At 66.7% G+C, this 24,874-nt stretch carries 25 protein-coding genes and 1 pseudogene; 11 read left to right on the top strand and 15 right to left on the bottom strand.

The window, feature by feature from the left end; translation table 11 throughout:
- Positions 1-100 precede the first annotated feature (100 nt).
- Positions 101-904 carry a hypothetical protein gene (locus ACWF9G_RS12835; protein WP_379306775.1) on the bottom strand — a complete coding sequence of 268 codons (804 nt, stop codon included), beginning with the start codon at positions 902-904 and terminating at the stop codon, positions 101-103.
- A 224-nt stretch (positions 905-1,128) separates the two neighbouring features.
- Here ACWF9G_RS12835 and ACWF9G_RS12830 point away from each other — a divergent pair, with 224 nt between their 5' ends.
- The gene (locus ACWF9G_RS12830; RefSeq protein WP_452515310.1) at positions 1,129-2,016 is read left to right on the top strand and encodes a DMT family transporter; all 888 of its coding nucleotides are present in this window, start codon (positions 1,129-1,131) and stop codon (positions 2,014-2,016) included.
- 54 nt (positions 2,017-2,070) lie between these two features.
- Here ACWF9G_RS12830 and ACWF9G_RS12825 read toward each other — a convergent pair whose 3' ends face one another.
- The 5 genes from ACWF9G_RS12825 to ACWF9G_RS12805 all read right to left on the bottom strand — a co-directional run bounded on the left by ACWF9G_RS12825 (position 2,071) and on the right by ACWF9G_RS12805 (position 7,154).
- Complete coding sequence (locus ACWF9G_RS12825) at positions 2,071-3,756, bottom strand: cutinase family protein (protein ID WP_452515308.1); 1,686 nt, start codon at positions 3,754-3,756, stop codon at positions 2,071-2,073.
- A gap of 233 nt (positions 3,757-3,989) precedes the next feature.
- On the bottom strand, positions 3,990-4,418 hold the full coding sequence (locus ACWF9G_RS12820) for a hypothetical protein (RefSeq protein WP_379306769.1): 429 nt from the start codon (positions 4,416-4,418) through the stop codon (positions 3,990-3,992).
- 56 nt (positions 4,419-4,474) lie between these two features.
- Complete coding sequence (locus ACWF9G_RS12815; protein ID WP_452515307.1) at positions 4,475-5,164, bottom strand: DUF2637 domain-containing protein; 690 nt, start codon at positions 5,162-5,164, stop codon at positions 4,475-4,477.
- A 109-nt stretch (positions 5,165-5,273) separates the two neighbouring features.
- Positions 5,274-6,308: a 1-aminocyclopropane-1-carboxylate deaminase/D-cysteine desulfhydrase gene (locus ACWF9G_RS12810; RefSeq protein WP_452515305.1), complete on the bottom strand. Its 1,035-nt coding sequence runs from the start codon at positions 6,306-6,308 to the stop codon at positions 5,274-5,276.
- A gap of 18 nt (positions 6,309-6,326) precedes the next feature.
- Positions 6,327-7,154: an alpha/beta fold hydrolase gene (locus tag ACWF9G_RS12805; protein ID WP_452515303.1), complete on the bottom strand. Its 828-nt coding sequence runs from the start codon at positions 7,152-7,154 to the stop codon at positions 6,327-6,329.
- Positions 7,155-7,371: 217 nt separating this feature from the next.
- Between ACWF9G_RS12805 and ACWF9G_RS12800 the strand changes: the two genes are divergently transcribed.
- The 3 genes from ACWF9G_RS12800 (at position 7,372) to ACWF9G_RS12790 (ending at position 10,490) form a co-directional block, all read left to right on the top strand.
- Positions 7,372-8,649 carry a serine hydrolase domain-containing protein gene (locus ACWF9G_RS12800; protein WP_452515301.1) on the top strand — a complete coding sequence of 426 codons (1,278 nt, stop codon included), beginning with the start codon at positions 7,372-7,374 and terminating at the stop codon, positions 8,647-8,649.
- Positions 8,650-8,652: 3 nt separating this feature from the next.
- Positions 8,653-9,468 (top strand): class I SAM-dependent methyltransferase, encoded by an 816-nt coding sequence (locus tag ACWF9G_RS12795; RefSeq protein ID WP_452515299.1) that lies wholly within the window; start codon positions 8,653-8,655, stop codon positions 9,466-9,468.
- A gap of 155 nt (positions 9,469-9,623) precedes the next feature.
- Positions 9,624-10,490, top strand: coding sequence for an SDR family NAD(P)-dependent oxidoreductase (locus ACWF9G_RS12790; protein WP_452515298.1), 867 nt, complete (start codon positions 9,624-9,626; stop codon positions 10,488-10,490).
- A 207-nt stretch (positions 10,491-10,697) separates the two neighbouring features.
- Here the strand turns inward: ACWF9G_RS12790 and ACWF9G_RS12785 are convergent, their stop codons facing one another.
- Positions 10,698-11,081 (bottom strand): winged helix-turn-helix transcriptional regulator, encoded by a 384-nt coding sequence (locus ACWF9G_RS12785; protein ID WP_452515296.1) that lies wholly within the window; start codon positions 11,079-11,081, stop codon positions 10,698-10,700.
- Between the two features lie 79 nt (positions 11,082-11,160).
- Here ACWF9G_RS12785 and ACWF9G_RS12780 point away from each other — a divergent pair, with 79 nt between their 5' ends.
- Positions 11,161-11,571, top strand: coding sequence for a RidA family protein (locus ACWF9G_RS12780; RefSeq protein WP_379306749.1), 411 nt, complete (start codon positions 11,161-11,163; stop codon positions 11,569-11,571).
- Positions 11,572-11,703: 132 nt separating this feature from the next.
- Here ACWF9G_RS12780 and ACWF9G_RS12775 read toward each other — a convergent pair whose 3' ends face one another.
- Positions 11,704-12,279, bottom strand: coding sequence for a TetR/AcrR family transcriptional regulator (locus tag ACWF9G_RS12775; RefSeq protein WP_452515294.1), 576 nt, complete (start codon positions 12,277-12,279; stop codon positions 11,704-11,706).
- An 86-nt stretch (positions 12,280-12,365) separates the two neighbouring features.
- On the opposite strand from ACWF9G_RS12775, the gene ACWF9G_RS12770 reads away from it, so the two are divergent.
- The 4 genes and pseudogenes from ACWF9G_RS12770 to ACWF9G_RS12755 all read left to right on the top strand — a co-directional run.
- Positions 12,366-13,001, top strand: a complete 636-nt coding sequence (locus ACWF9G_RS12770) for an NAD(P)-dependent oxidoreductase (RefSeq protein ID WP_452515292.1) — start codon at positions 12,366-12,368, stop codon at positions 12,999-13,001.
- A gap of 43 nt (positions 13,002-13,044) precedes the next feature.
- Positions 13,045-13,431 carry a hypothetical protein gene (locus tag ACWF9G_RS12765; RefSeq protein WP_452515291.1) on the top strand — a complete coding sequence of 129 codons (387 nt, stop codon included), beginning with the start codon at positions 13,045-13,047 and terminating at the stop codon, positions 13,429-13,431.
- A complete protein-coding gene (locus ACWF9G_RS12760; RefSeq protein WP_452515289.1) occupies positions 13,428-14,981 on the top strand; it encodes a multicopper oxidase family protein in 1,554 nt (517 codons plus the stop codon). The genes ACWF9G_RS12765 and ACWF9G_RS12760 overlap by 4 nt, the downstream gene beginning before the upstream one ends.
- Before the next feature lie 55 nt (positions 14,982-15,036).
- A pseudogene (locus tag ACWF9G_RS12755) lies at positions 15,037-15,123 on the top strand (hypothetical protein); the annotation flags it as partial.
- Positions 15,124-15,170: 47 nt separating this feature from the next.
- Here the strand turns inward: ACWF9G_RS12755 and dnaB are convergent.
- From dnaB to rpsF, 5 genes are all read right to left on the bottom strand, one after another.
- Positions 15,171-17,798, bottom strand: a complete 2,628-nt coding sequence (gene dnaB / locus ACWF9G_RS12750) for a replicative DNA helicase (RefSeq protein WP_452515287.1) — start codon at positions 17,796-17,798, stop codon at positions 15,171-15,173.
- A 589-nt stretch (positions 17,799-18,387) separates the two neighbouring features.
- Positions 18,388-18,840 carry a 50S ribosomal protein L9 gene (rplI, locus tag ACWF9G_RS12745; protein ID WP_189031508.1) on the bottom strand — a complete coding sequence of 151 codons (453 nt, stop codon included), beginning with the start codon at positions 18,838-18,840 and terminating at the stop codon, positions 18,388-18,390.
- Between the two features lie 17 nt (positions 18,841-18,857).
- Positions 18,858-19,109, bottom strand: a complete 252-nt coding sequence (gene rpsR / locus ACWF9G_RS12740; RefSeq protein ID WP_019050001.1) for a 30S ribosomal protein S18 — start codon at positions 19,107-19,109, stop codon at positions 18,858-18,860.
- A 31-nt stretch (positions 19,110-19,140) separates the two neighbouring features.
- Complete coding sequence (locus tag ACWF9G_RS12735) at positions 19,141-19,701, bottom strand: single-stranded DNA-binding protein (protein ID WP_019050000.1); 561 nt, start codon at positions 19,699-19,701, stop codon at positions 19,141-19,143.
- A 94-nt stretch (positions 19,702-19,795) separates the two neighbouring features.
- Positions 19,796-20,083: a 30S ribosomal protein S6 gene (rpsF, locus tag ACWF9G_RS12730; RefSeq protein WP_022565973.1), complete on the bottom strand. Its 288-nt coding sequence runs from the start codon at positions 20,081-20,083 to the stop codon at positions 19,796-19,798.
- Positions 20,084-20,252: 169 nt separating this feature from the next.
- On the opposite strand from rpsF, the gene ACWF9G_RS12725 reads away from it, so the two are divergent.
- Positions 20,253-21,638: a glycosyltransferase family 87 protein gene (locus tag ACWF9G_RS12725; RefSeq protein WP_452515285.1), complete on the top strand. Its 1,386-nt coding sequence runs from the start codon at positions 20,253-20,255 to the stop codon at positions 21,636-21,638.
- A gap of 72 nt (positions 21,639-21,710) precedes the next feature.
- Here the strand turns inward: ACWF9G_RS12725 and ACWF9G_RS12720 are convergent, their stop codons facing one another.
- Both ACWF9G_RS12720 and ACWF9G_RS12715 read right to left on the bottom strand, forming a co-directional pair.
- On the bottom strand, positions 21,711-22,817 hold the full coding sequence (locus ACWF9G_RS12720) for a DUF475 domain-containing protein (RefSeq protein WP_452515283.1): 1,107 nt from the start codon (positions 22,815-22,817) through the stop codon (positions 21,711-21,713).
- Between the two features lie 69 nt (positions 22,818-22,886).
- Complete coding sequence (locus ACWF9G_RS12715) at positions 22,887-23,462, bottom strand: TerD family protein (protein WP_019049996.1); 576 nt, start codon at positions 23,460-23,462, stop codon at positions 22,887-22,889.
- A gap of 285 nt (positions 23,463-23,747) precedes the next feature.
- Here ACWF9G_RS12715 and ACWF9G_RS12710 point away from each other — a divergent pair, with 285 nt between their 5' ends.
- A complete protein-coding gene (locus ACWF9G_RS12710) occupies positions 23,748-24,872 on the top strand; it encodes a hypothetical protein (protein WP_452515281.1) in 1,125 nt (374 codons plus the stop codon).
- Positions 24,873-24,874 lie beyond the last annotated feature (2 nt).

Below are 24,874 nucleotides of genomic sequence, written 5' to 3'. Positions count from 1 at the left end.
TCGCGTGCCGCCCTCCAAGTTACCCGGGCGTTCGATGTCGCGTCAGCTGAACGGGTCACACCATTCAGCCGCGCGGCGGAAAGAAGCGGTTCGGCTGCGGTCAGACCTTGGCCGGCTCGGCCTGCCGCGCCTCGACCACGTCCTCGACGACCTCGGTCGCGCGCAGCTCGGCGGTCTGCGCCTCGGCTTCCTGCTCGAAAGCCGCTTCCTCGACCGGGGTTTCGACGACAGGGGTCTCGTCGACCGGCTCGGCCACCGGCTGCGCGGGCGCCGGAACCGGCGGGACCGCAGGGCCTTTCGTGGCGATGTCGATGCCGAGTTCGATCCGGGTCGTCTCCACCAGCGCCCGCTCCTGCTCGGCGGCATGGCGCATCGCCTTCTGCCACAGCGAGGCCATCTCCTCGAGCTCCTCGACCGTGGCCTCCACATCGATGTGCAGCTTCAGCCGCTGCATGGTGATGTGCTGGGCGGCGGTGAGGGTGCGCAGTAGGTCTTCGCACTTGTTCGGAATCCGGCGGTGCGCCACGACCCGCAATCGAGTCAGCATGCCGTTCGGGCGATCCCAGATCACCTTGTGGATCTGCGCGCCGACGCTGTCGATCTCCTCCACGGTGACGAGATCCCATTCCCCGCAGCTGGTCAGATCGGCGCGCACCGAGGCCGAGGTCTCCAGGATCGAGGCGACCGCGGCGAGCACGGCCTCCCGGCGCCATGCCTCGTGATCGCGCTGGTCACCCACCATGTTCGACAGCTCGACATTGCGCTGCGCTGCGTCGAGTGCCTGCCTGCCGCGCTCGTCGGCCGCGGCGATGCCGTCGCGGTGGGTGCGGTTGTTGGCGATGACACCGACCAGAACTGCGGCGGCGACGACGAGCGAACCGAGGAGTGGGAGCCACTGAGTCACCCGCCGATCATTGCACCGAGGCACCGCACAGTCATCATGATCGGCGCGTTGCCTGGCGATGTCGCGCGGAGTGTCGTCGGCGGGGAGGTGTCGGCCGTCCTGCTGGTTTGGCCGGATATCGACGAAAGATGTCACTCGCGCCACTCGCGGCCGGGGCTCTGCCAAATCATAGGATGAACTGCGCGAGGACGAATCTCGTCGCGGGATCGAATTGGTGGTGAGCTGTGAGTAAGCGCGGGTGGGTGCTGTTTCTGGCGCTCGGCGTGATCTGGGGCGTGCCGTACGCGATGATCCGCATCGCGGTCGAGAGCATCGATCCGGTGGTGGTCGCCTTCGGGCGAACCGCGATCGGCGGCCTGATCCTGTTGCCGATCGCCCTGTACACCAACGCCTTCCGCGGCGTCGCCGCCCGCTGGCGAATGTTGCTCGCCTACACCGCGATCGAGATCATCGGGCCGTGGGTGCTGCTCGGTTACGCCGAGCAGACACTGCACAGCTCGACCGTCGGCTTGCTCGTCGCCGCGGTTCCGCTGATCGCCATCGTCATCGTGACGTTACTCGGCCACGACCGTTTCGACGGACGCCGCACAATCGGCCTGCTGATCGGCTTCGCCGGTGTCGCAGCACTTGTCGGCCTCGATCTCGACCTGACCGACCCGGCGGCGCTGGCCGCCGTCGCGGTCACCACGGTCGGCTACGCGATCGGCCCGATCATCTACGATCGCACCCTCGCCGACCTGCCCGCACTCGGCGTCGTCACCGCGTCGCTGCTGCTGGCCGCGCTGGTCTACACCCCGTTCACCGCCGTGTCCTGGCCTGCGCACATCCCCGCCGACGCCGCCTGGTCGGTCCTCGGTCTCGCCGTGATCTGCACGGCCACCGCGTTTCTCGTCTTCTTCGCGCTCATCGCCGAGGTCGGACCGGCGCGCGCCACCGTCATCACCTACGTCAATCCGGCGGTCGCGATCGTCCTCGGCGTGGCGGCCCTCGGCGAACCGCTGACGATCGGCATGGCGATCGGGTTCCCGCTGGTCGTCATCGGTTCGATCATCGGTACCCGGAGTGCCACCCGGGTCCAGGACAGATTGCCCGCACCCGCCGACAGCTGCTGAGAAACGACAATCCCCGGTGGGCAGCATGGCCCACCGGGGATTGTTCGGTCTCGATCAGTTCGTCGGAGCCGGGGTGGTGGTCGTCGGCTCGACGGTCGTGGTCGGCGCCACCGTGGTGGTGGTCGGTGCGGGCGCCGCCGTCGTGGTCGTCGGCTCGGGCGCCGCGGCCTGGTTCGTCGCCGGTTCCTGAGCCGGAGCGGGCGTCGTTGTCGACGGCGTCGTCGTGGACGGGGCGACCGTCGTGGTCGAGGTGGTCGTGCTCGTGCCCGTCGTCGATGTGGTGGTCGGCGACGACGTCTTGGCCGTTGTCGTCGACTTCGCCGTCGTGGTGCTCGGCGCCACCGCGGTGGTGGTCGTGGCCGGCTTCGTCGGCGCGGCCAGCGCGGCGGTCACATCGTCATCGGTGGGCGCCGCCTTGGTGTCCACCTTCTCGCCCGCCTGCGCCTGCTTGGCCAGGTGGGTCAGCCACGCCGCCGCGTACTCGGCGGAGGTCAGCGGCTTGCCGTTGGCGGTGTCGGAGTCACGCCAGTAGTCGAAGTGATGACCGGTACCGTTCGGGCCGAGGGTCAGCTGGTACGGATCGCTCATCGCCACGGGGATGGTGTTCTGGTTCGTCACGATCAGCCCGACGATCTCGTTGAACACCTTCTGCGGCAGGTACGCCAGCGGCGAGATCTGCTCACCGGCGATGGTGTCGACCTTGGCGGGCGCCTTGGTCTCGCCCGGCTTGTAGTCCGGATCCGACACCTTCAGCAGCACGTCGAGGAAGGTCTCGTCGCTGGCCATCCAGTTCGGATTGGCGGCGATGTCGGAGAAGGCCGCCATCGCGATCCGGCCGAGCGTGAAGGCCATGTCCTGGCCGGTGGCCGGGGTCAGGCCGTCGCGCTGCAGGTCGTCGACGTTGATCTGCCTGCCGACATTGGCGGCCAGCTGCAGCAGGGAGATGTTCTCCGGCGCCGCGCAGGTGAGGTCGCCCTCGGAGCAGAACGAGGCGATCTTGCCGTTGAGCGCGCCGAAGCCGCCGCCGGTGGTCACGCCCTGTCCCGAGATCGGCTTGGTGCCGTCCTGGTACTTCTGGTCGAAGCCGTCCGGATTGGCGAACGGGTCCTCGGCGCCGATGAAGGTGCCGTCGCCCGCCTTGCGACCGGCGTCGGCGAACATCACCACGCCGAGCACGTCGTCGGGATCGACGACCGAGTAGCCGTCGGCGGGGTTGTCGTTGCCGATCCCCTCCGCGACGCGGCGCACCACGTCGGCGCCCTCGCTGTAGCCGACGATGGAGAACTTGGTGTCCGGGCAGGCGGCGGAGATCTCACGCATCACCTGCTGGGTGTTGGCGACGCCCTGGTTGACCGCGTCCTCGTAGGTCCGCATGTCCGCCGGGTAGGCGATGTAGATCGCCGCGTACTGGCCCTCGGCCAGGTCGTCGCGCGGCGCGTTCACCACCGGGTCGACCCAGACGCTGCTGTGATCGCCCGACAGCGCCGCGGGCAGCGGGTTGCCGTTGGCGTCGAGCAGCATCGCCGTGGTGCCCTCGACCGGGGTGTCGTTGCGACCGGCCACCGAGATGGTGACCATCTCGCGGCACTCGGTGACCGAGGTGGTCAGCTGGTAGGTGGGCGACTCGGGCTGCGACGTCACCGCGAACGACGCGGCGACGATGGCCGCGACACCCAGCGCCGCCGGTGCGGCGACAGCCGAAGCGATGCGATGTTTCGCAAGGAACTCGCGCAGTTTCATATTCTGATCCCGTTCGAATGACCTACAGGTGGGCAGGCCCCCCGACGGGCCGTTTGTCACGACCTTTGTCGTCCCACCCAGCAAGATCGTTACTGCCGCGAACAGGAACTATCGCCCCTGGTTCCTGGGGCACCCGGCCTGGCCGCCGGGTCCGGCCGACCGGTCCTACCTCCCAGCCCGGAAACATTCGGCTACCGGAACGTCTCCGGGGTGGGCGGATTCTCGGTGGTAGGTCAGCCTATTCCGCTTCCGTTCGTCACCGGATGGTCCGCCATACCCTCGGGCAGCCATTGGGTGTGCGCGAGCGCTTCGAAAACACAGATCAACAACAATTTACGACCACGTTGCCCGCCGCTGAGCTCGGGTTCGGCAGATGTTTCCTGACCGCGTACTCCGGCCGCGGCGACGCGTCGTGGTCCCGGCTCGGACAGCATCCAGAACAGTTCCGGCCCCATCAGGGTCGAGCGACCACCGGTCTCGATGAACCAGCGTCCGGAGTATTCGATCATCAGATCGGTGAATGCTTCCGCGTTGCCGATCGCTTCGGTGAGCTGGGTCATAGAACCCGATCGATCCAGGCTGCTCTGGATGATCGAAGCCAAGCGGATCGCGAGTTCCCGAAACTGCTCCAAACCTTGGTCCTGCCACACTGTCATCGCCATTTTCTGCTCCCTCGAGTGGTGGTGGGGTGAGTGCGAACGTCGAGCGGCGTGCATCGTCAGAAACGTATTCCGGTCGTAGTGAACTGGGGTCCGTCGATGACATCCACGGACGTCGGCCAGTGCGGCGATCCGACACCGGTGGCCTGCCGTCTGGTGAACAGTGGCCCGGTGTTGTCGAGCGGGTAGACCTTCGGCACCTCCACCTCCACCTCGACGGGTGCGACGGGGGGCTCTGGTTCCGCGGCCTCGGCGCCACATTCAGCCGAGACCTGTCGGCCGCGTTCCCAGAGCATCAGCGTGAGATGCACGGCGAACAGCATCGTCAACGGCATGCCGGCGTAGATCGACATCGACACGACACCGCCACCGATCTCGTTGGCGTACTGGATATTTCCGGAAACAGAAATCAAGGTCGAGAAGGCGAACAACACGGTCGCGTACCACCAGCCCGCGCTCCACTGCGAGAACGAGGCGGTGGCGATGATGGAAGCGGCGACCAACCCGACTATGGCTATCGGCACGTTCGCCGCGAGTTCGGGCGGTACCAGATTTCGTATCGATAGATCATGTAGTGCGGCGAAAGACATTTGAAACGAATTGACCGCCACCACTGCGGTAACAATCAACGATGCGTGTGCCATCCGGGGTCTGAACGAACTCAACCGGCCAATAAAGTGCGGCTCCCTGCGCGACGTGTCCGGTCCCACAGTGTCATCTGCAGGTACCGCAGCTGTGATCGTGGTCATAGCCGGGGAGGTTACAGTGGCGACCTCTCGGCAACTCGACCGCCCGGCCTTGGCGATCCGCTTCGTTCTCCGCGACCCCGGCTATCGCCAATTTCCCAGCGTAACAGTATTACCGCCGTATCTGGCTACCACCGGTGAAGGCGGAACCGTCACGGGGTCCGTTGGTGTTCAGGAAGACGACAGGACCGGTGCCCAGCTCACCGCCGGCATCGAGGGCGAGGGTCGCCGCCATGGCCTTCGCGGTATAGACGGGCTCGAGGATCAGCCCGGCGTCGGCGGCGAGTGCGCGGGCACGCTCGCCCTGCTCGGTGGGGTGACCGTAGCCCGCGCCGAGCTGGTCCTCGACGAGGACCAGCCGGTCGGGTGCGAGCTCGAGCCGCGGCAGGGGAGCGCCACGCTTGCGCAGCAGCGCCTCGGTCCGTCGCGCGGACCGTAGCAGGGTGGTGGCATCCAGCCGGAGCTGATCGTTGACGACCACCCCGACCACCCGGGTCGATAACCCCGCGAGCTCGAGTCCGAGCAGCAGCCCGGCCGCGGTCCCGCCCGATCCGATCGCGGTGACGACATGGGTCGGCTCCGGCACCACACCCGCGGCGACCTGATCGGCCAGCTCCAACGCCGCCTCGACATAGCCGAGCACGCCGACCGTCGACGACCCGCCCGCGGGCAGCAGATACGGAAGCTTGCCGCCTGCCGAATGCCTCGCGAGAAGGTAGGGGACAGCCGCGATCGTGCGCGCCTTCGTATGAGTGAAATGCAGTGTGGCACCGCTGTGCTCGAGCCGCTCGAGCTGAGCACGGACATGCTCGTCGACCGGCTGATCGACGAGCGCCAGCGCCGTCTTCAGCCCATACTCCTTCGCGTACAACGCGGTAGCGAGTCCCCAATTCGTCCCTAGCCCACCGACAGTGAAGATCGTCCGCCGTCCCCGCCGCAGCGCATCGGGGATCAGCCATTCGAGCTTGCGGACCTTGTTTCCACCCCACCCTCCGTCTCCGAAAAGCCCATCGTCCTTGAGCCATAACTGCGTTGACCCCGCGGAAAGCCCGGAAAGCTCGCGCACCGTGGTCGGTCCCGAACCGAGCCGGATGTGCGGCAAGGTATTCCGCAACTCGTCGAACCGGTCATGCAGCAGCGCAGTCATGCTCGCCTCCTATCCTTCTTACTTCCGTGCCTGGTCGAGTCCCGCGACTTCGCGCACCGAGTCGGCGATGGCCCGGAAGTCCTTGCGCAGGATGGCACCGTGATTGCTGGGCACCTTAGCGCCGATGCGGACATTCGGGTTGCGGGTGGTCGCCGCATCGAGGCCGCTGCGGATCTTCTCCTGCTCGTCGCGCTTGCTACCGAACGACGTGCCCGAGGCGACCACATACCGCACCGGGACGGTGATCCCGTCCAGCACCGGACCCAGCTCGCTGGAACGGGAGAGCTGGCCGAGCTCGATATTGCTCTCGGCCTGCTGCGCCGCGGTCATCCGCGGGGCCAACCCGGTCGGACGCAGCAACGGCATGAACCAGCTCAACCGCTTGAACAGCGTGCGAATCCGCTGCTCCATGGCATCGTCGAGCCAGTCGTACGGAAACGCGCCGTCGACGAGAACCGCACCGATGGCCCGTTCCGGATTCCGTTCGGCCCAATGCGCCCCGACGACCGCGCCGTAGGACCAGCCGACCACCAGCGCCCGGTCCACGCCCCGTGCCGCGAGCACCGCGTCGACATCACGGACAGCGGCCTCGAAGGAGTAGTCGGCGGACAGCTTCGACTTCCTGCCACGCGCCCGCTCGTCGTAGGTGATGTGCCGGAACTCCGGCCCGAGCTCGGCAATGGTCTTGCGCCAGTACCCCTGGGTGGCGAACTGCCCGTTGAGGTAGACCACCGGGATCCCGTCACCACCGCTGTCGGTGACGGCCAGCGCCGTATCGTCGACGGCCACCATGCCGCTCCACGCGGTGTTCTCGGATTCGGTGTGGTTCGTGTGCTGCGCGGTCATGTCGCGATCACCCCTTCGGTTCGTCCTTCGTGATAGCGACTACTTTCACGAGCCGGCCTGACACCGACCTGACACGCACCTGACGCACCCGCTGACACCACGCCGCGCGGTTTCCCGACGACTCGGCGAGGTCGCCATAGGATTGGCCATTCGCTCGATCGACATTTCGGAGGACACCAGGGCAGTCGGATTTTCCAGGTAACCAGGAAGGTGACCAATGTCCGTTTCTCGGAACGTTCTGGTGTTCGTCTGCGCGCTGGGCCTCCTGGCGGCGGCATGTTCGTCGAACGACACTGCGAAGGATTCGAGCTCGACCTCGGGCGCGCACCCGACGTTCTCCAGTGATGACCCGGCGAAAGCCGAGGCCATCATGCGGATCGTCGACGATTACATGGCGGAAGCGCACCTGAAGTCGGTGATCGTGCGCGTGACGGTCGACGGCGAAGAGATCGTCACCGCGGCCAGGGGCGAGTCCATGGCGGGCGTGCCCGCCACCACCGACATGCATTTCCGCAACGGCGCGGTCGCGATCTCCTATGTGTCGACCCTGCTGCTGATCCTGGCCGACGAGCGGAAACTGAGCCTCGACGACAAGCTCTCGAAATACCTGCCCGGCACTCCCGAAGCCGACCGCGTGAACCTGCGCCAGCTGGCCCAGATGACCTCGGGCTATCACGATTTCGTGCTCGGGAACGAGAAATTCGCGGAGATCGCTTTCGCGGATCCGTACAAGGCGTGGACCACCGAGGAGCAACTCGCGCTCGCGATCAACGACCCCCTGTGGTTCGAGCCGGGAACCAACTGGGCCTACGCGCACACCAACTACGTACTCCTCGGGTTGGCGCTGGAGAAGGTCACGGGCAAATCGCTCGCGGATGCCTTGCAGGAGAGGGTCCTCGGCCCGCTCGACCTGAAGAACACCGTGCCGAACCTCACGCCCTATATCCCCGACCCGGTCCTGCACTCGTTCACCTCGGAACGACGCGAGTACTTCGAATTGGCGCCCGACGTCCCGTTCTACGAGGAATCGACCTACTGGAATCCGTCGTGGACGATCAGCCATGGTGCGATCCAGACGAGCGACATCTACGACCTGGAGCGCAGTGCCGTCGCCATCGGCAGCGGCGAACTGCTGTCCGAGGAGTCGTACCGGGCGATGACGACCACGGACCTGCGCGGCAAGACGACAACGGTCCCCGGTTGCGTCAACTGCAGGCCGCTCGACGATTTCCAGACCTATGGTCTCGGCCTGTGGCTCACCGGCGACTGGTCCTACCAGAACCCACTGTTCTTCGGCGGTGCCGCGGTCAACGCCTACCTGCCGTCGCGGAAGATCGCGATCGCGGTCGCCGTCACCTTCCTGCCCCAGGCGTTCAGCTCCTCGGGCGGCTACTCGAACGGCGGTGACGCGCTGTTCCGCAAGATCGGCGCGTACCTCGCCCCGAACGACGCGCCGCCGGTGAAGAAAGATGTTCCGCCGCAGGGCGGGTCGTAGCCGATGGCGGACTGGGACGGCGCGGGCTACGCCGACATCAGCGCACTCCAGCGGGCGATGGCGACGGACGCGGTGGAGTCCGTCACGGTCGCGGGTGCCGAGCGCGTGCTCGATGTCGGTTGTGGCGACGGCTATGTGACGCGCCTGATCGCGGCGCGGGTGCCCGGCGGTTCCGTGCTCGGCGTCGACCCGTCACCGCGGATGATCGAGGTCGCCCGCACGGCCGACGACCAGCTCACGAATGTCGACTTCCAGGTCGGCGATGTCACGACCATGACCTTCGCCCGCGAGTTCGACCTCGTCGTTTCGTTCAACGCCCTGCACTGGGTGGTCGATCAGGAAACCGCCTACCGGCACATCGCCGCGGCCCTCGCACCCGGCGGACGGGTGCTCGTGCAGTATGTCTGCGCCGGACCGCGCCCGAGCGTCGAGGACATCGCGATGGCGGTCACCGGCGACGCGCGGTGGTCGGCGGCATTCGCCGATTTCACGCGCCCCTACACGCATATCGAACCCGGCGCGCTGACCGCGATCGCGGCGCGCGCAGACCTCGAACTCACCGCGCGATCCGTGACCGACCGCGAATGGGACTTCGGCACCCGCGAGGCCTTCGCCCGGTGGTGCACGGTCGGGTTCGCGGACTGGACAGCCCGCTTGCCCGCCGCCGACGTCCCCGACTTCGTGGACGAGGTCGTCGACCGCTACGAAGCCGTCATCGGCAGGCCGGGGCTGTTCCGATTCCTGCAGATGCGGGCCGAACTGTCGCGGCGCCCGCAGGACACCGCAGGCAGTCGGCGATCCCTAGGCGAATCCGCGTAGGCCCCTCGGCTCTTTCGCCGGCAATGCGTCGAGAACCATGGCGCCCTTGGTTTCAACAAGACGACACGTCTCGTATTGACAATCGCGCCGACATGGTGCAGAGTCCTCTCCATAAGCGAGACGCAACGTCTCGTTTCATAGCTGGAGGAGCGCTTATGCCCAGAACCTGGTTCATCACCGGCGCCAATCGCGGTCTCGGCCGCGCGTTCACCGTCGCGGCCCTGGCCGCAGGCGACACCGTCGTCGCGACCGCTCGCGACCCACACACCATGTCCGACCTCGCCGATGCGCGACTCACGGTGCTGCCCCTCGACGTGCGTGACCGTGATCAGGTATTCGCCACGGTGGCCAAGGCATTCGACGTCACCGGCCGCATCGACGTCCTCGTCAACAATGCCGGCTACGGACTCGTCGGCGCGCTCGAGGAACTGACCGAAACTCAGATCCGCGACCAGATGGACACCAATTTCTATGGTGCCCTGTGGGTTTCACAGGCCGCGCTTCCGTACCTGCGCGCGCAGGCGTCCGGTCACATCGTGCAGATCTCGACGGTCGGCGCGGTCGGCTCCCTGCCGCTGTTCAGCATGTACAACGCCGGTAAGTGGGCCCTCGAGGGCTTCAGCGCCTCCCTCGCCGACGAACTGCGCCCCTTCGGCATCAAGGTCACCCTCGCCCAGATGGGCGGCTTCGACACCGACTGGGCCAAGTCGAGCATGAAGTTCGCCGACGGCATCCCGGCCTATTCCGCGGTCCGCGAATCCATTCTCGGCATGCCGGACTACCCGGACATGTCCGCCCTGTCCCCGGCCGCTGCGGAAGCAGCGACCGAACCAGCGGCCGAAAGCGAATGGGTCGAAGCCGCACCGGAAGTCGCCGCCGCCGGCTTGCTCGCCCTCGTCGACGACCCGAACCCGCCGCTGCGCAAGATCATCGGACCCGGCGCGCATCAGATGGTCGCCATGGCCCTCGACGCCCGCCGCCAGGACTACCTCACCGACCCCGAATTCACCTGGCCCGCCTGACCGTAGCCAGCGCCGCACGAATGGGATATGCATGCTGGAACGTCGGATCAGCCAGACGATTCAGAAGCTGGAGCGCCCTGCCAGGGGATATCGTCGACGTGGTGCGCGCCCTCAAGGCGGAGGACGGCCGTAACATTCTCAAGTTCGGCACCGGGTCTCTGTCGCACGCGTTTCGTGCACCGTCTCGCCCCGCGCTGATCACCAGCCTCACTGCGATCGGGCCTCTTCCAGCTGTAAGTCGTCGAACCGGGCGCGAGCCTGCTCCACCTCGGGCAAGGTGTCGGTGGTCCAGAGCAGCAGCGCGTCGATGAGCCCCTGCAGGGTTTTCCCGATCGGGGAGATGCGGTATTCGACGGCGACAGGCCGGGTCTGGGTGACCACCCGCTCCACCATCCCATTGCGTTCCAGTCGCCGCAGCGCCGCGGTGAGCGATTTCTGGGTCACCACCGGTATCGCTCTGCGGAGTTCGTTGAAACGCAACGGCTGATCGCAGAGCGCCTCCATGATCTGCAGCGACCACTTGTCGAGCATCTGATCGAGCAACTCACGGTGCTGCGCGGTGAGCTGGGGGACCGCGTCGGTTTCCTGCATGACACCTAGTCTCGTTGAAGTGCCCTTCGAATACCACGTATACATCGGATACCTAGTCCGATCGTGAAGGGAACCACCCATGACCGTGCAGCTCATCACCCCGCCGAACATGTTCGGCCCCGTTCCGTACCACCATGTTTCGATCAGCACCGGCACGCGCCACGTCCACGTCGCCGGTCAGATCGCTCGCGACGCCGATGGCAACCGGGTAGCCGAGGGCGACCTCGCGGGCCAGCTCGCCCAGTCCCTCCGCAACACCGCCCGCGGCCTGGCCGGCGCGGGCGCCACCTTCGCCGACGTCGTCCGCCTCCGCTTCTTCGTCACCAACTGGACCCCCGACAAATACGCCGACTTCCTCGACGGCATCAACCAGGTCGCCGAAGAACTCGCCCTGCCCGACCCGCTCCCACCCCTGTCCGCGATCGGCGTCGACTACCTCTTCGAACCCGACGTCCTGGTCGAGGTGGAGGCCTACGCCGTCGTCGACTGATACCGATTGCCGGGGTCGTGACGTGGCAGCGCGTCACGACCCGATGTCGCAGAGCAGGTCCAATGCCGCCCCAGCGCAATGCGCAGGTGTGAAATCGAGGACTTCGCGCAGCCCGGCCGTGGAGGCTTCGGCTCAGTTCGGAGTCGGATCCAAGTGCGCCAGCAGTGGGCGCACCAGGGCCTCGGCGGCGGACCGGGGAGCTTCGGGGTCGTCGGCGACGTAGCGCAGGAATCCCTGCTGGAAGCAGGCGCCCATCAGGAGCGCGGCCACGGCGTCGGGGTCCGCGTCGGCCGCGACCCGCCCCAGGCCCTGCTCGGCGCGCAGGTACTGCGCCAAGTTCTCGACGACAGCATGGGGACCGGCGTCGTACTTGCGCATGCCGTCACGGGTGGCGGCCATGAGTGTGGGCTGCGACGCGATCGAGGCCATCATCGGGAAACCTCGCTGATAGAACCGCAGGCCGCCGTGCGCGACGTCGATCAGATTGGCTTCCACCGTTGCCTCGCCCGGGGTCGGCGCACCGGAGAAGGCCGGCATGCGCTCGCTCAGAACAAACTTGAGCAGCTCGTCCTTGTCGCGAAAGTACTTGTAGATCAACGGCTCCGAACAGCCGGCCACTCTGGCGATCTCCTTGGTGGTGGTTCCTGCCACACCTCGCGTCCGCATGGCTTCCGCGGCCGCGTCGAGGATCCGTTCCCGCGCACTCATCAAAGCTTCTCCTCTTGACAGGTTAGTGAACGCTCACCATCATAGGGGTTAGTAAATATTCACTAACCCCTAGCGAGGAGAAACTCATGAAGATCACCGTGCTCGGCGCGAACGGCGGCACAGGTACCGAGATCGTCCACCAGGCACTGGCGGCCGGTCATGACGTGACGGCCGTTGTTCGAGACCCCGCGAAAATGCCCGGCGACCTTCGTGCCCGAGTCGACCTTGTCACTGCCGATCCGATGAACGCCGACGACCTTCGCGATGCTGTGGCAGGCCGCGATGCCGTCCTCACGGCTATCGGTGGTCGCGAGATGCGTGCACCGACCAGCGTCTGCGCCGACAGCATCCGCGCGCTGATCGCCGCACTCGGCGCCCGCGGCCGGTTGGTCATGGTCAGCAACAGCGCCATGGCCCCTGGACCCGGCGACGACTCGTTCACCCGCTTCGTCGTCAAACCGCTGATCCTGCGCCCGCTGCTGCGAGGCGCGCTTGCCGATATGGCCGACGCCGAACTGCACCTGCGCAATTCGCACCTGGATTGGACGGTCGTGCGCGCCGGCCGGCTGACCGACGGGCAGGGCAAGGGTCGCTATCGCAGCGCGGTGGACCGCAATGTCTTGGGTGGCTTCCAGATCGGCCGGGCCAATCTCGCCACGGCGATGCTCGACGCCGCCGGCGATCCGGCCTCGATCGGCCAGGTCATCTCCGTCGCCAACTGAGCATCGGACGAATCCTTTCCTTCCATCCCTGACAGGAGCTCCGATGCGTACCCCCATCGGCAATGTCTCCCGGTGGCCGCTACCGCTGTTCCGGGCAATCGTGACGACCGCGGCGGTGCTGGTCTTCGCCCAGGCCGCCCTGGCCGGCGGTTTCCTGGCCGGACACTTCGAGGCCTTGGCGATGCACAGCCGCAACGGCGGCCTGGTGGCACTGGTGTTCGGAGTTCAGCTCGGGTGCGCGGTGCTGCTGTGGCGCAGGGGCGGTGGCCCCGCGTGGCCCGCCCGGGCCGCGGTCATTCAGTTGTCGATCGCGGGGGCGCTGATCCCGCTCGGCACGGAACGTGTGCTGGCGATTCACATTCCGCTCGCGGTGGGATTGACCATCGGCACGGCACTCCTGGTGAGCTGGGCGTGGCGGTGGCAGCGATGAGCATCAGCAGGCGAGGATTCCTGCGCGCGGGAGTCGGTGCTGTCGCCCTCGGCGCCGCGGGCTGGGCGGCGGTGCCGCGGATCGTGCGGCCAGGTGAGCCGGGGCTTCTGATGCCCAGCGCCGCACCGCTCCCCCGGCCGTTCGAGGCGCGGCTACCCGTTCCGACGGAGCTGGCTCCGGTCCACTCCGATGCAACCACCGACTACTACGAAATCGTCCAGCGCACAGCGCAGCTCGACATCCTGCCCGGTCTGCGCACCGAAGCGTGGACCTATCACGGAACCTTTCCCGGACCGACTATCCGGGCGCGATCCGGACGGGCAACCTCGGTGCGCCACCGCAACGAACTGCCCCACCCGACGGTGGTGCACCTGCATGGCGGGCACACACCCGCCGACAGCGACGGCTACCCGATGGACCTGATCCTGCCGATCGGCACGACCAGCGCACCCCAGCAGAGCCACGGCCACGGCGCTACCGGCACGACGGCCGCGCCCGGCTACGGCGAACGCACCTACCTGTATCCGAACCGTCAACGCGCCGCATCGCTCTGGTATCACGACCACCGGCACAGCTTCACCGGCCCGGCAGTCTGGCGCGGCCTGGCCGGATTCCATCTGATCGGCGACGACATCGAAGACGCCCTGCCGCTACCGCGCGGTGACCGTGACATTCCCCTGCTCATCAGCGACCGCTCCTTCGCCGCCGACGGCTCGTTCGTCTACCCGCTGATCGACCCGGACATGCACACACCCGGTGTCACCGACCCCTATATGAACGGGGTCCTCGGTGATGTGGTGCTCGTCAACGGCGCACCGTGGCCGCGACTAGAGGTGTCGCCGGTGCGCTACCGATTCCGGTTGCTCAATGCTTCCAACGCACGCCGCTACCGGCTCACTCTCGAACCCGGCACTCCTGGAATCGGTTTCGTACAGATAGGCAGTGACGGGGGCTTGCTCGACCAGCCGATCCGCCACAACCACATCGACATCTCCCCCGCTGAACGTTTCGACGTGATCATCGACTTCAGCGCGTACCCATCCGGCACATCGGTCCGCTTACGCAACGCCCTCGACACCGGCCCGGCTGCCGACATCATGCGCTTCGACGTCACCGGCCCACTGCGCCGCGATGACACCACCGTCCCCGATCAGCTCGCCCCCGTGGAGCGCCTGGATCCGGCTGCTGCCGTCGCCGAACGCACCTTCCTGTTCCAGTTGGGCCCGGCCGGATGGTCGATCAACGGCACGCCCTACGAGCCCGGTCGTGCCTTGGCGAACCCACGCCTGGGCACCGTCGAAATCTGGCGCTTCATCACCGATTTCCACCACCCGGTACACGTCCACCTCGACCCGTTCCAGGTCATCTCCCGGAATAACCGCCCACCCGGCCCCTTCGACGCAGGCTGGAAAGACACCGTCGACGTCCGCCCCGCCGAAGCCGTCGAGGTAGCGGTCCGCTTCACCGACTACCCCGGCCCGTTCATGCTGCACTGCCACAATCTCGAACACGAGGACATGGCGATGATGGCCGACTTCACGGTGACGTAGCTCGTCGGGCGGGCGTGTCAGAATGCGCCGATGACCATCGATTTCGACGCACTCGATGGCGATCGTCGAGATGGCCGAGCAGATCGACCGGATGACCGCCGAGCGGGCGCGCACCGAACTCGACAAGCTGATCGGCGCCGATCACCCGAATGTGTGGTGTTCGTCCCGCGTGAGCTCCTTCTCGACGACTCAGCCCCTGGCCATGTCCACGAACCGGCTCAGGTGCAGCTGGTGGGCGACGGTGATGGTGGCGGTGGGGCCGTTACGGTGCTTGCCGACGATGAGGTCGGCCTCGCCGCCGCGGGGGTCGTCGCGTTCGAAGGCGTCGGGGCGGTGCAGCAGGATGACCATGTCGGCGTCCTGCTCCAGCGAGCCGGACTCGCGGAGGTCGGACACCATGGGCCGCTTGTCGGTTCGCTGTTCCGGACCACGGTTCAGCTGCGAGATCGCGATCACCGGAACTTCGAGTTCCTTGGCGAGCAGCTTGAGATGTCGCGAGAATTCCGAGACTTCCTGCTGCCGGGATTCGACCTTCTTACCCGAGCTCATCAGCTGGAGGTAGTCCACCACAACGAGTTTCAGATCATGGCGCTGCTTGAGCCGCCGCGCCTTCGCCCGAATCTCCATCATGGTCAAGTTCGGCGAATCGTCGACGAACAACGGCGCCTCACTGATCTCGCTCATCCGCCGAGCCAGCTTGGTCCAGTCGTCATCACTCATCCGGCCGGAGCGCATATCACCGAGCTTGATCTTCGCCTCGGCAGAGAGCAGGCGCATCACGATCTCGGTCCGGCTCATCTCGAGCGAGAAGATGACACTCGCCATCCCATGCTTGATCGAGCAACTCCGCATGAAATCCATGCCCAGCGTGGAGTTGTGGGTCGGCACCATGGAGCGGCCGGCCAGATAAAGGTGGTCGGCGTTGTCGACCTCGACGCAGCGCACCGGCACCGACTCGATCTGCCGGACATCCACGATGTAGCGGGAATTCGACCGCGCGGTGTTGCTTGCGGCGCGACGCTCCTTGTGCAGCAGCGCTTTCCGGTACAGCCCGAAGACCTCGTCATCGGTGGCGAAGGTGAGGGTGTAGCAGGTCGACGACTTCTCGGACCGGCCGCGCACCCGCTTCGTGGTGACCCCACAGCGGTAGCCGAGGCCGACGACGAGTTCTTCGACGTCGCGGAACAGGCGTTCGTCGGTGACCGCGAACTGCACGGACCCTCCGTGGGTGACGGTCCCGTCGGTGTCGAGGAGTCCGCCCAGCAGCGCGCGCCGCTGCGCTTCGGAGGCGCGCAGGTACTCGGTCGGGATGTGCTTGTCGCCCAGTACCGCGAGGGTGCGCAGCCTCGCCTGCACACTGCCCACCGAGTTCCGGCACGTCTGGCACAGCCGCAGGCCGATCGACGCACCGCCGCAGTGGGCGCAGGTCGGCGCCGCGACGGGCTCGGAAACGAATCGTGCCTTCCCGCCGCAGGAGCGACCGCACGTGCGTACCTCGCTGGTGAAGGGCACGAATTCGGCGCCGCACACCACGCAGCTACGGGCCTGTACCGGTTCGGGAGCGGGCAGCGTCAGTTGGTAGCGGCCGTGGGCAGACGGCGAGGGCACAGCGACGATGCCTTCACCCTCGATCCGTGCCACGATCTCCGGGTCGAAGCACGTGAGCTGCGTGGCCGCGGAGGTGCCGTCGCCCAGCCAGGCGCCGAGGGTGTACGGCGGTACCAGCAGATCGCGTGCGGGCAGCTGCAGCGGCCGAGTGTTGGTGACCGAATGGTTGAGGCGCCGGTCCGCTGTGGCGCAGCGCAGGGTGTTCGCGATCTCGGCGGTGGTGCGAACCCCGGCCGTAGCCGGATTGCGCCGCGGTCGGCCCGCGGCCGCTTCCTGTGCGGAACGCCGGGACTCACGGGTATCGGTGAGCCACTGGTGCTGCTCGTCGGCGACGAGCACTGTCCCATCGGAGAATTCGACTTCGTAGCAGGGCCGGTCGGTCATGACCTCGGTCGCCGCGACCACCCGGGTGGGGCGACCGTCGGCGTCGAGCAGTTCGTCGCCGACCTGAATCTCACCCATCGTGGTCCACCCGTGAGGCGTGGGCAGCGGCGTATCGAGCGCCAGCGCCTTACCCACACCAGGTCGGGCCGCGACGATGATCATCTGGCCCGCGTGGAGGCCGTTGGTGAGTTCGTCGAGTTCGGTGAAGCCGGTGGGGACGCCGAGGGAGATGCCGCCGCGGGAGGCGATGGAGTCGATTTCGTCCATGGTGGGCTGGAGGAGTTCTTCCAGCGGGGTGAAATCCTCGGTGGTGCGGCGCTCGGTGACCTCGTAGATCTCGGCCTGGGCGCGGTCGACCACCTCGGCGACGTCCTGGCCGTCGGCGCCCGCGTAGCCGAACTGGACGATGCGGGTGCCCGCTTCGACGAGGCGTCGCAGGATGGCCTTCTCGGCGACGATCTCGGCGTAGAAACCGGCGTTGGCGGCCGTCGGGACGGTCTGGGTGAGGGTGACCAGGTAGGGCGGGCCGCCGATGCGCTTGAGTTCGCCGCGGCGGTCGAGACCGGCGGCGACGGTGACGGGGTCGGCGGGTTCGCCGCGGCCGTACAGGTCGAGGATGGTGTCGTAGACGGCCTGGTGGGCGGGACGGTAGAAGTCGCCGGGGCGCAGCACCTCGACCACGTCGGCGATGGCGTCCTTGCTCAGCAGCATGCCGCCGAGGACGGACTGCTCCGCGGCCATGTCGTGCGGGGGCTGGCGGCCGAAGTCCTCGCCGGGGGGTTCGGGCGGGAAGTCCGTATGCGCGCGGTCACCGGTGGTGGTCACCAGAATCGACCGTCCTCTCTGCCCGCAGAACCGGGGGTTTCACATCGATGAACTCGTTGTACTCCCGGGCACCGACACGGATGTCAGCAATCGGTTGCCTGCGTGATTCCCGGGGTCGCGCGCAGGGCAATGCGACGAACCTAGGCGACGTTTCGGGGCGCCGCCAACCCCATATGTGCACACAACTGTGGATAACTTGGGGGTAGTTCACCCAGTGTTGTGCAGCTCCTGTGGAAAACGTGGGGAAAACCCAGGTCAGTGCGGTGGAACGCCCTGCTAGGCCCCCTTTTACCCAACTCTCCACCTGTGGATGAAAGAAGTCCCGGCGTGTCGGTCAAGGTGAACGGCCGGGCGTGTTGGGTAAACAGCGATAGTGCACGCTATGACGAGAGTCACAAATCTGCCGGTCGGTTTCGGCAATCATCCACAGGCTGAATAACCGGAGGTCAGCGAATTGCGGACCGTCGGCCGCCGGGGGTGACCTGCAGGGGAGCAATCTCCGGCTATCGTCCAGTTATCGCGATTTCAGCCGTGAAAAGGCAACGAGAAACCACCCCCATGTCGAACACGGGGGTGGTTCTCAGCGAACTCAGTTCGCGGCAACCTCGAGGTTGAACTTGGCAGCCACATCGGGGTGCAGGTGCACCACGATGCCGTGCTTGCCGGTCGCCTTGATGTGCGACTTCGGCAGCTCGATGCTGCGCTTGTCCACCACGGGGCCACCGGCAGCCTTGATGGCGGCGGCGACATCGGCGGTGGTGACCGAACCGAACAGCTTGCCGCTGTCGGCGGTCTTCACGGCCAGCGAGACCGAGTCAAGGCCCTCGATGGCCTGCTTCAGCTCGTTGGCGTGATCGAGGTCGCGCACCTTGCGGGCGTCCTGCGCCCGGCGGATGCCCTCGACCTGCTTCTGGGCGCCACGGGTGGCCACGATGGCCAGACCGCGGGGCAGCAGGTAGTTGCGGCCGTAGCCGTCCTTGACCTCGACGAGATCGCCCGGGGCACCGAGGTTGTCGACATCAGCGGTGAGGATGAGCTTCATCTGTCTGACTCCCTTTCTCAGCGAGCGGTCGACACGTAAGGCAGCAGGGCCACCTCACGCGAGTTCTTGACGGCGACAGCGATATCACGCTGGTGCTGGACGCAGTTGCCGGTGACGCGGCGGGCGCGGATCTTGCCGCGATCGCTGACGTACTTACGCAGCAGCGTGGTGTCCTTGTAATCGATATTGACGATTCCGGACTTGCTCTCCTTGCAGAAAGTGCAAGCCTTCTTCTTCAGCACCTTTTCGCGCGCGGGCGCTTTAGGCATGGTCTTCTCTCCGTACTATGAGTGCCGTTCCTCAGAACGGCGGTTCGTCATCCATGCGGCCGCCGCCCCCGAAGGAGCCGGCCGCGGGCGCGCTACCCCACGGATCGTCGTTGCCTGCGTTTCCGCCGCCCGACTGTCCGCCGCCACTGTTGGCGTTGTAGCCGCCTGCGCTTGCACCACCACCGGCATTGCCGGAACCGCCACCGAAGCCACCGCCTCCGCCACCGCGACCTGCCTTGGAGACCTTGGCAGTCGCGTAGCGCAGCGAGGGGCCGACCTCGTCGACCTCGAGTTCGACGACCGTGCGCTTCTCACCCTCGCGGGTTTCGTAGGAGCGCTGCTTGAGCCGTCCGCTCACGATCACGCGAGCGCCTCGGGTCAGGCTCTCGGCGACGTTCTCCGCTGCTTCACGCCAGATGTTGCAGCGCAGGAACAGGGCCTCGCCGTCTTTCCATTCGTTCGAATTGCGATCGAACACGCGGGGAGTCGAAGCGACGGTGAAATTCGCCACCGCTGCGCCCGCGGGCGTGAAACGAAGCTCAGGGTCTGCCGTCAAGTTTCCGATGACGGTGATGACCGTGTCGCCTGCCATGGGGGTTCCTCCTGCTCGGGGTGCAGTCCGCGTCTCGCTGTCGCGCTAGAGCCTAAAGATAGGCACCGACGAAAACGAGAGTTCGCTCTGCGGACTACTTGTCGTTGCGCAGAACCTTGGTGCGCAGCACCGTCTCGTTCAGGCCCAGCTGGCGATCGAGCTCGCTCACGGTGGCCGGGGTCGCGGTCAGTTCGACGACCGCGTAGATGCCTTCGGCCTGCTTGGCGATCTCGTAGGCGAGCCGGCGGCGGCCCCAGATGTCGACCTTGTCGACCTTGCCGCCCTCGGTCTTGACGACGTTGAGCAGGTTATCCAGGGACTGCCCGACGATGCGCTCGTCCAGGCTCGGGTCGAGGATGACCATCACTTCATAATGACGCACGGACCAATCACCTCCTGTGGACTAGGAAACGGCCATGGACTTTCCATGGCAGGAGGGTTCGTTGCGTCAGCAACCCGGTAAGGCTACATGAGCGGGCACTGAGCAGCGAAATCGATCTACTCCGCGGGTGCGCCCCTGGATCGCGGCGGCGCCGCATAATGTGGTCGATATGACCACTGCCGACCCACAGCAGCGCGCAGCACGTGGCGCGGCGCGGGCCACGGCGCTGACGTTCCTGATCGTGCTGTTGTGCGCGCTCACCCTCGCGATGGCCTATGCCAACAAGGCGCGGTGCGCGGGCGGCGCGATCGATGAAACCGGTCGCAGCCAGGTATTCGATGTCCGCAAGGATATGGATGTCTGCTATTCCGATATCCAGTTCCTCTGGATCGGCCGCGATATCGACAATCACGTTTTCCCGTATGTCGACGGCGGGATCACCGAGGAGGGCGCGCTCACCGGCGGCGCGGTGGAGTATCCGGTGCTCAGCGGTGTGCTCATGTGGGCGGGCGCGATCGGGGTCACCAACGACGCGGACTTCCTGTGGCATTCGGCGCTGCTGCTCACACCGTTCGCGCTGCTGACGGCGTGGATGCTGGCCCGGTTGGCAGGCCCGGCCGCGTTGCTGTGGGCGATCGGCCCGCCACTGGTGCTGTACGCGTTCCACAACTGGGAACTGCCGGTCGTGTGCACCGCGGTGGCGGCGGTCTACGTGATGTCCATGCTGACCGGCCTGTCGATACGCACCCGCGGGATCCTCGCCGCGGTGCTGCTCGCCATCGGGTTCTGCTTCAAGCTCTATCCGGGCATCTTCCTGCTGCCACTGGCGGTCTACATCCTCACCGAGGGCGCGCCGCGCGACGCGCGGCGCGTGCGTGATCTGGACGTGGCGGGCGCGGCGCAGGCACTGCTCGCGGCGATGGGCACGGTGGCCGCGGTGAATCTGCCGTTCGTGGTGGCGGGCGTCGAGGGCTGGCGGGCCTCGATCACCTTCCAGCAGATGCGCCAGGCCGACATCACCACGAACTCGATCTGGTACTGGGGACATCAGCTGATCTTCGGCCGCGACGCCGAGACGACGACCACCTGGCACGACATGGTCGCCGTTGCCTCGCCCGCGCTGATCCTGGCGTCGTTCGTGCTGGCGATGTGGCTCGGCCTGCGCCGCTGGACGCCGACTTCGCCCTTCCCGTGGGTGGGCGTGAGCGGCGCGATGCTGTGCGGATTCATGCTTTTCCACAAGGTCCACTCACCCCAGTACACCCTGTGGATAATTCCGTTCCTGGTGCTGCTTCGGGTGCCGTGGTCGCTGGTCGCGGCGTATCTGGTTGCCGACGCGGCGGTGGGGATCGGCGTCTTCCGGTACTTCTACTCGATGGGCGCCGGCGAGGGCGTCGAGCTGATGGAGGGGATCGTCCAGTTCGGCGTGTGGCTGCGCAGCGCCCTGCTCATCGCGCTGTTCTTCCTGTTCCTGCGGGCCGGGCTGCGTGGTGCGCGCCGGGCCGAATCGGCCTTCGCACTCTTCGATCGACGCGAACTCCAGCCGGTCGCTTGAGAAACGACAGCGGCGGCGAATCCCGGTTCGGGACCCGCCGCCGCTGTGGCTATCGCTTCTTCGTGCCGCCGATCAGCTGACCGGTGCGGCTTCCTTGGACTCGTCCACCGCGTCCGGCTCGTCCTTGCGGTTGCGCAGGATGCTCGAGATGAACGCCGCGCCGATGAACGCCACGCCGACGAGGCCGGTGATCAGCTCGTCGACGTGCACGCCGATCGAGATCAGCAGGATCGCCGCCAGCGCGCCGATCGCCCAGTGCGCGCCGTGCTCGAGGTACACGTACTCCGAGAGCGTGCCCTGACGGACCAGGTACACCGTGATCGACCGGACGAACATCGCGCCGATGAAGCCGAGGCCCAGCGCGATGATGATCGGGTCGGAGGTGATCGCGAACGCGCCGATCACGCCGTCGAAGGAGAACGACGCGTCGAGCACCTCGAGGTACAGGAACAGGAAGAACGCGGCCTTACCGGTCGCCTTCACCAGACCGGACGGGCCCGAAGCGGCGTTTTCCAGGTCCTCGGTGTGGAACATCGAGCCGAGGCCGTCGACCGCGATGTAGACGATCATGCCGAGCAGACCCGCGACCAGCACGGTCGACCGGTCCTCTTCCTTGGCCAGGAACTCGGCGGTGAGGATCAGGCCAGTGCCTGCCACGACCACCGACAGCATGTCGAGCTTGCCCGCCCTGGCCAGCGGCTTCTCCAGCCAGCTCAGCCAGGTGATCTCGCGCTCTTCGAAGATGAAGTTCAGGAACAGCAGCGCGAGGAACATGCCGCCGAACGCCGCGATCTGCGGGTGCGCGTCGGTCAGCAAGGTTTCGTAGCTGGGGCTGCCGTCAGGGAAGTACGGTGCGTCGTCGGGGGGCGGGTTGAGGGCCAGGTCGAACGCCTCGATCGGACCGAGCCCGGCGGTGATCCACACGATGGCCAGCGGGAACACCAAGCGCATGCCGAACACGGCGATGACGACACCGATGGTCAGGAAGATCCGCTGCCAGAACTCGCTCATCCGCTGCAGGACGGTGGCGTTGATGACGGCGTTGTCGAACGACAGCGACACCTCGAGAATGCCGAGGATCGCGCACAGTGCGAGGGCGGTCGGACCTCCGTAGAGGAAGGCGACGACCAGCGATAACACCGTGACGGCGACGGACAGGCCGAATATGCGCGTAATCACGCGGAGGGACCTTTCTGTGTCACACGGACAGGGGGCCCGGTCAGTCGAGCCCCCTGTTCGCGATGGTGACTAGACGTTGACGCCGTAGTCGCGTGCGATACCGGCGAGGCCGGAGGCGTAGCCCTGCCCGATGGCACGGAACTTCCATTCGGCACCGTTGCGGTACAGCTCGCCGAAGACCATAGCGGTCTCGGTCGAGGCGTCCTCGGACAGGTCGTAGCGGGCGAGCTCGGTGCCGTTGGCCCGGTCGACGACGCGGATGTAGGCGTTGCGCACCTGGCCGAACGACTGCGAGCGGGTCTCCGCGTCGTAGATCGAGACGGGGAAGAAGATGCTCTCGATGGTCGGCGGGGTGTTGGCCAGGTCGACATTGATGACCTCGTCGTCGCCCTCGCCCTCACCGGTGGTGTTGTCGCCGGCGTGCTCGATGGCGCCTTCGGGGGACTTCAGGTTGTTGAAGAACACGAAGTGCTTGTCCGAGACAACCTTCTTGTCGGCGCCGGTCGCGATCGCGCTGGCGTCGAGGTCGAAGTCGGTGCCGGTGGTGGTGCGCACGTCCCAGCCGAGGCCGACCGCGACCGCGGTCAGGTTCGGAGCCTCTTTGGTCAGCGAGACATTGCCGCCCTTGGACAGACTGACACCCATGCGGGAATCCCTTCGGTTAGTCCGGTGTGTCGTTTCCCAGCATGTCCGAATCGCCGGGTACCGCTACGACAGTAATAGGTTTCGCGGAACTTGCGTAGGAACGAGCAGCAGCCCTGGTTAACGCGGGGAATCTCCTACCATCGGGACTGTGCGTGGTCGGGTCGCCGCGCGGTTCGGAAAGGGGACGTGCCGGTGACACCTCGCAGACGCGGATGGTTCAGATCGGGGGCCGATCATGAGTGGATCAGTGGGGCAAGGGCGGCCACGTCGTCCGCCTTCCTCGATATGGATCATCGGCAGACGGCGGCGGAGGCGGGCGTGGTGGCCAGCGAACAGGTCTTCCCCGACCGCCGGATCGGCGCGATCTGGGAGCCGGTGCGCGCGCGGTGCTACGCCGCCGCCGGTGCGTATCTGAGTCTCACCGAAGAGCTCGACACCGCCGAAGCCACGGGCAGCCCGGTCGCGGACGGGCCTGCCAGGGCGGATGCGCTGGTGCGTCAGCTCACCGACGCGGCGCGCGGGGTCGACGAGTTCTATCACTCCCATCGCAGCGGCCTGGAGGAAGCGGCGCGGGTGCGATCGGCGGTGCCACAGCTGCTGGCGCACGTGCGGGCCGAGGCCGAGCAGGTGCTCGCCGCCGCCGCGTCGTCGGGGTATGCGAGCTACCCCTCGATCGCGGCAGGTGTAAGGCGGCTGAATGAGGATCTGATCACAGCGTCCTCGGCCGATCCGCAGACCTCCGTCGCCGCCGCGCGCACGGCCGCGGCGGCGGTGCAGCAGGCGACGGCGGAATTGTCGGATGCGTTGGCGCAGGCCCCTTCTCGCGCTTCGGCGGCGGCGAAGGCGATCGCGTCGGTGACGACCCGGCTGGCCGCTGTCCGCAACCGCGCGAGTGGCCTCGGCCCCGCGTACTCGGCGCTGTTGCGCGAGTTCAGCGCTGCGAGTTCGGCGGACTTGACCAACAATGAGCGGGAAAGCCGGCGCGGCATCGACGCCGCGGACGCGGCGCTGGTAGGCGCGCGTGTCGCGGCTGCCGATCACGACCCGGAGACCGCCCTTGACCTGACCGCCACCGCGCGCCAGCACCTCGCCGAGGCCGAGCAGTTGGTCGACGCCGTCACCCGGCGCCTCGAACTGTTGCGCGAGGTGCGTGCCGACCCCGACGCGCACGCCCGCACCGTACGATTCCGGCTGCGGGACGCGCAGATGCTCGCGGTCGACCGAGGCCTGGTCGGCGAGTGGGGGTCGGTGCTCGATGCCCAAGCCGAACGCCTCGACCGCATCAATTCCGGACTGACGGGTCGTCATCCAGACTATTGGGCATATGTTTCCGAACTGGACACCGTCGCGGCGTTCATCGCCGGAGTGGTCGAACGCATCAGAAAACACGTAGGAACCGACAGGACTTAGGA

The organism is Nocardia sp. NPDC055029, from assembly GCF_053608525.1.
The sequence above is the reverse complement of the archived record's forward strand: the minus strand, read 5'-3'. Positions and strand labels throughout refer to the sequence as shown.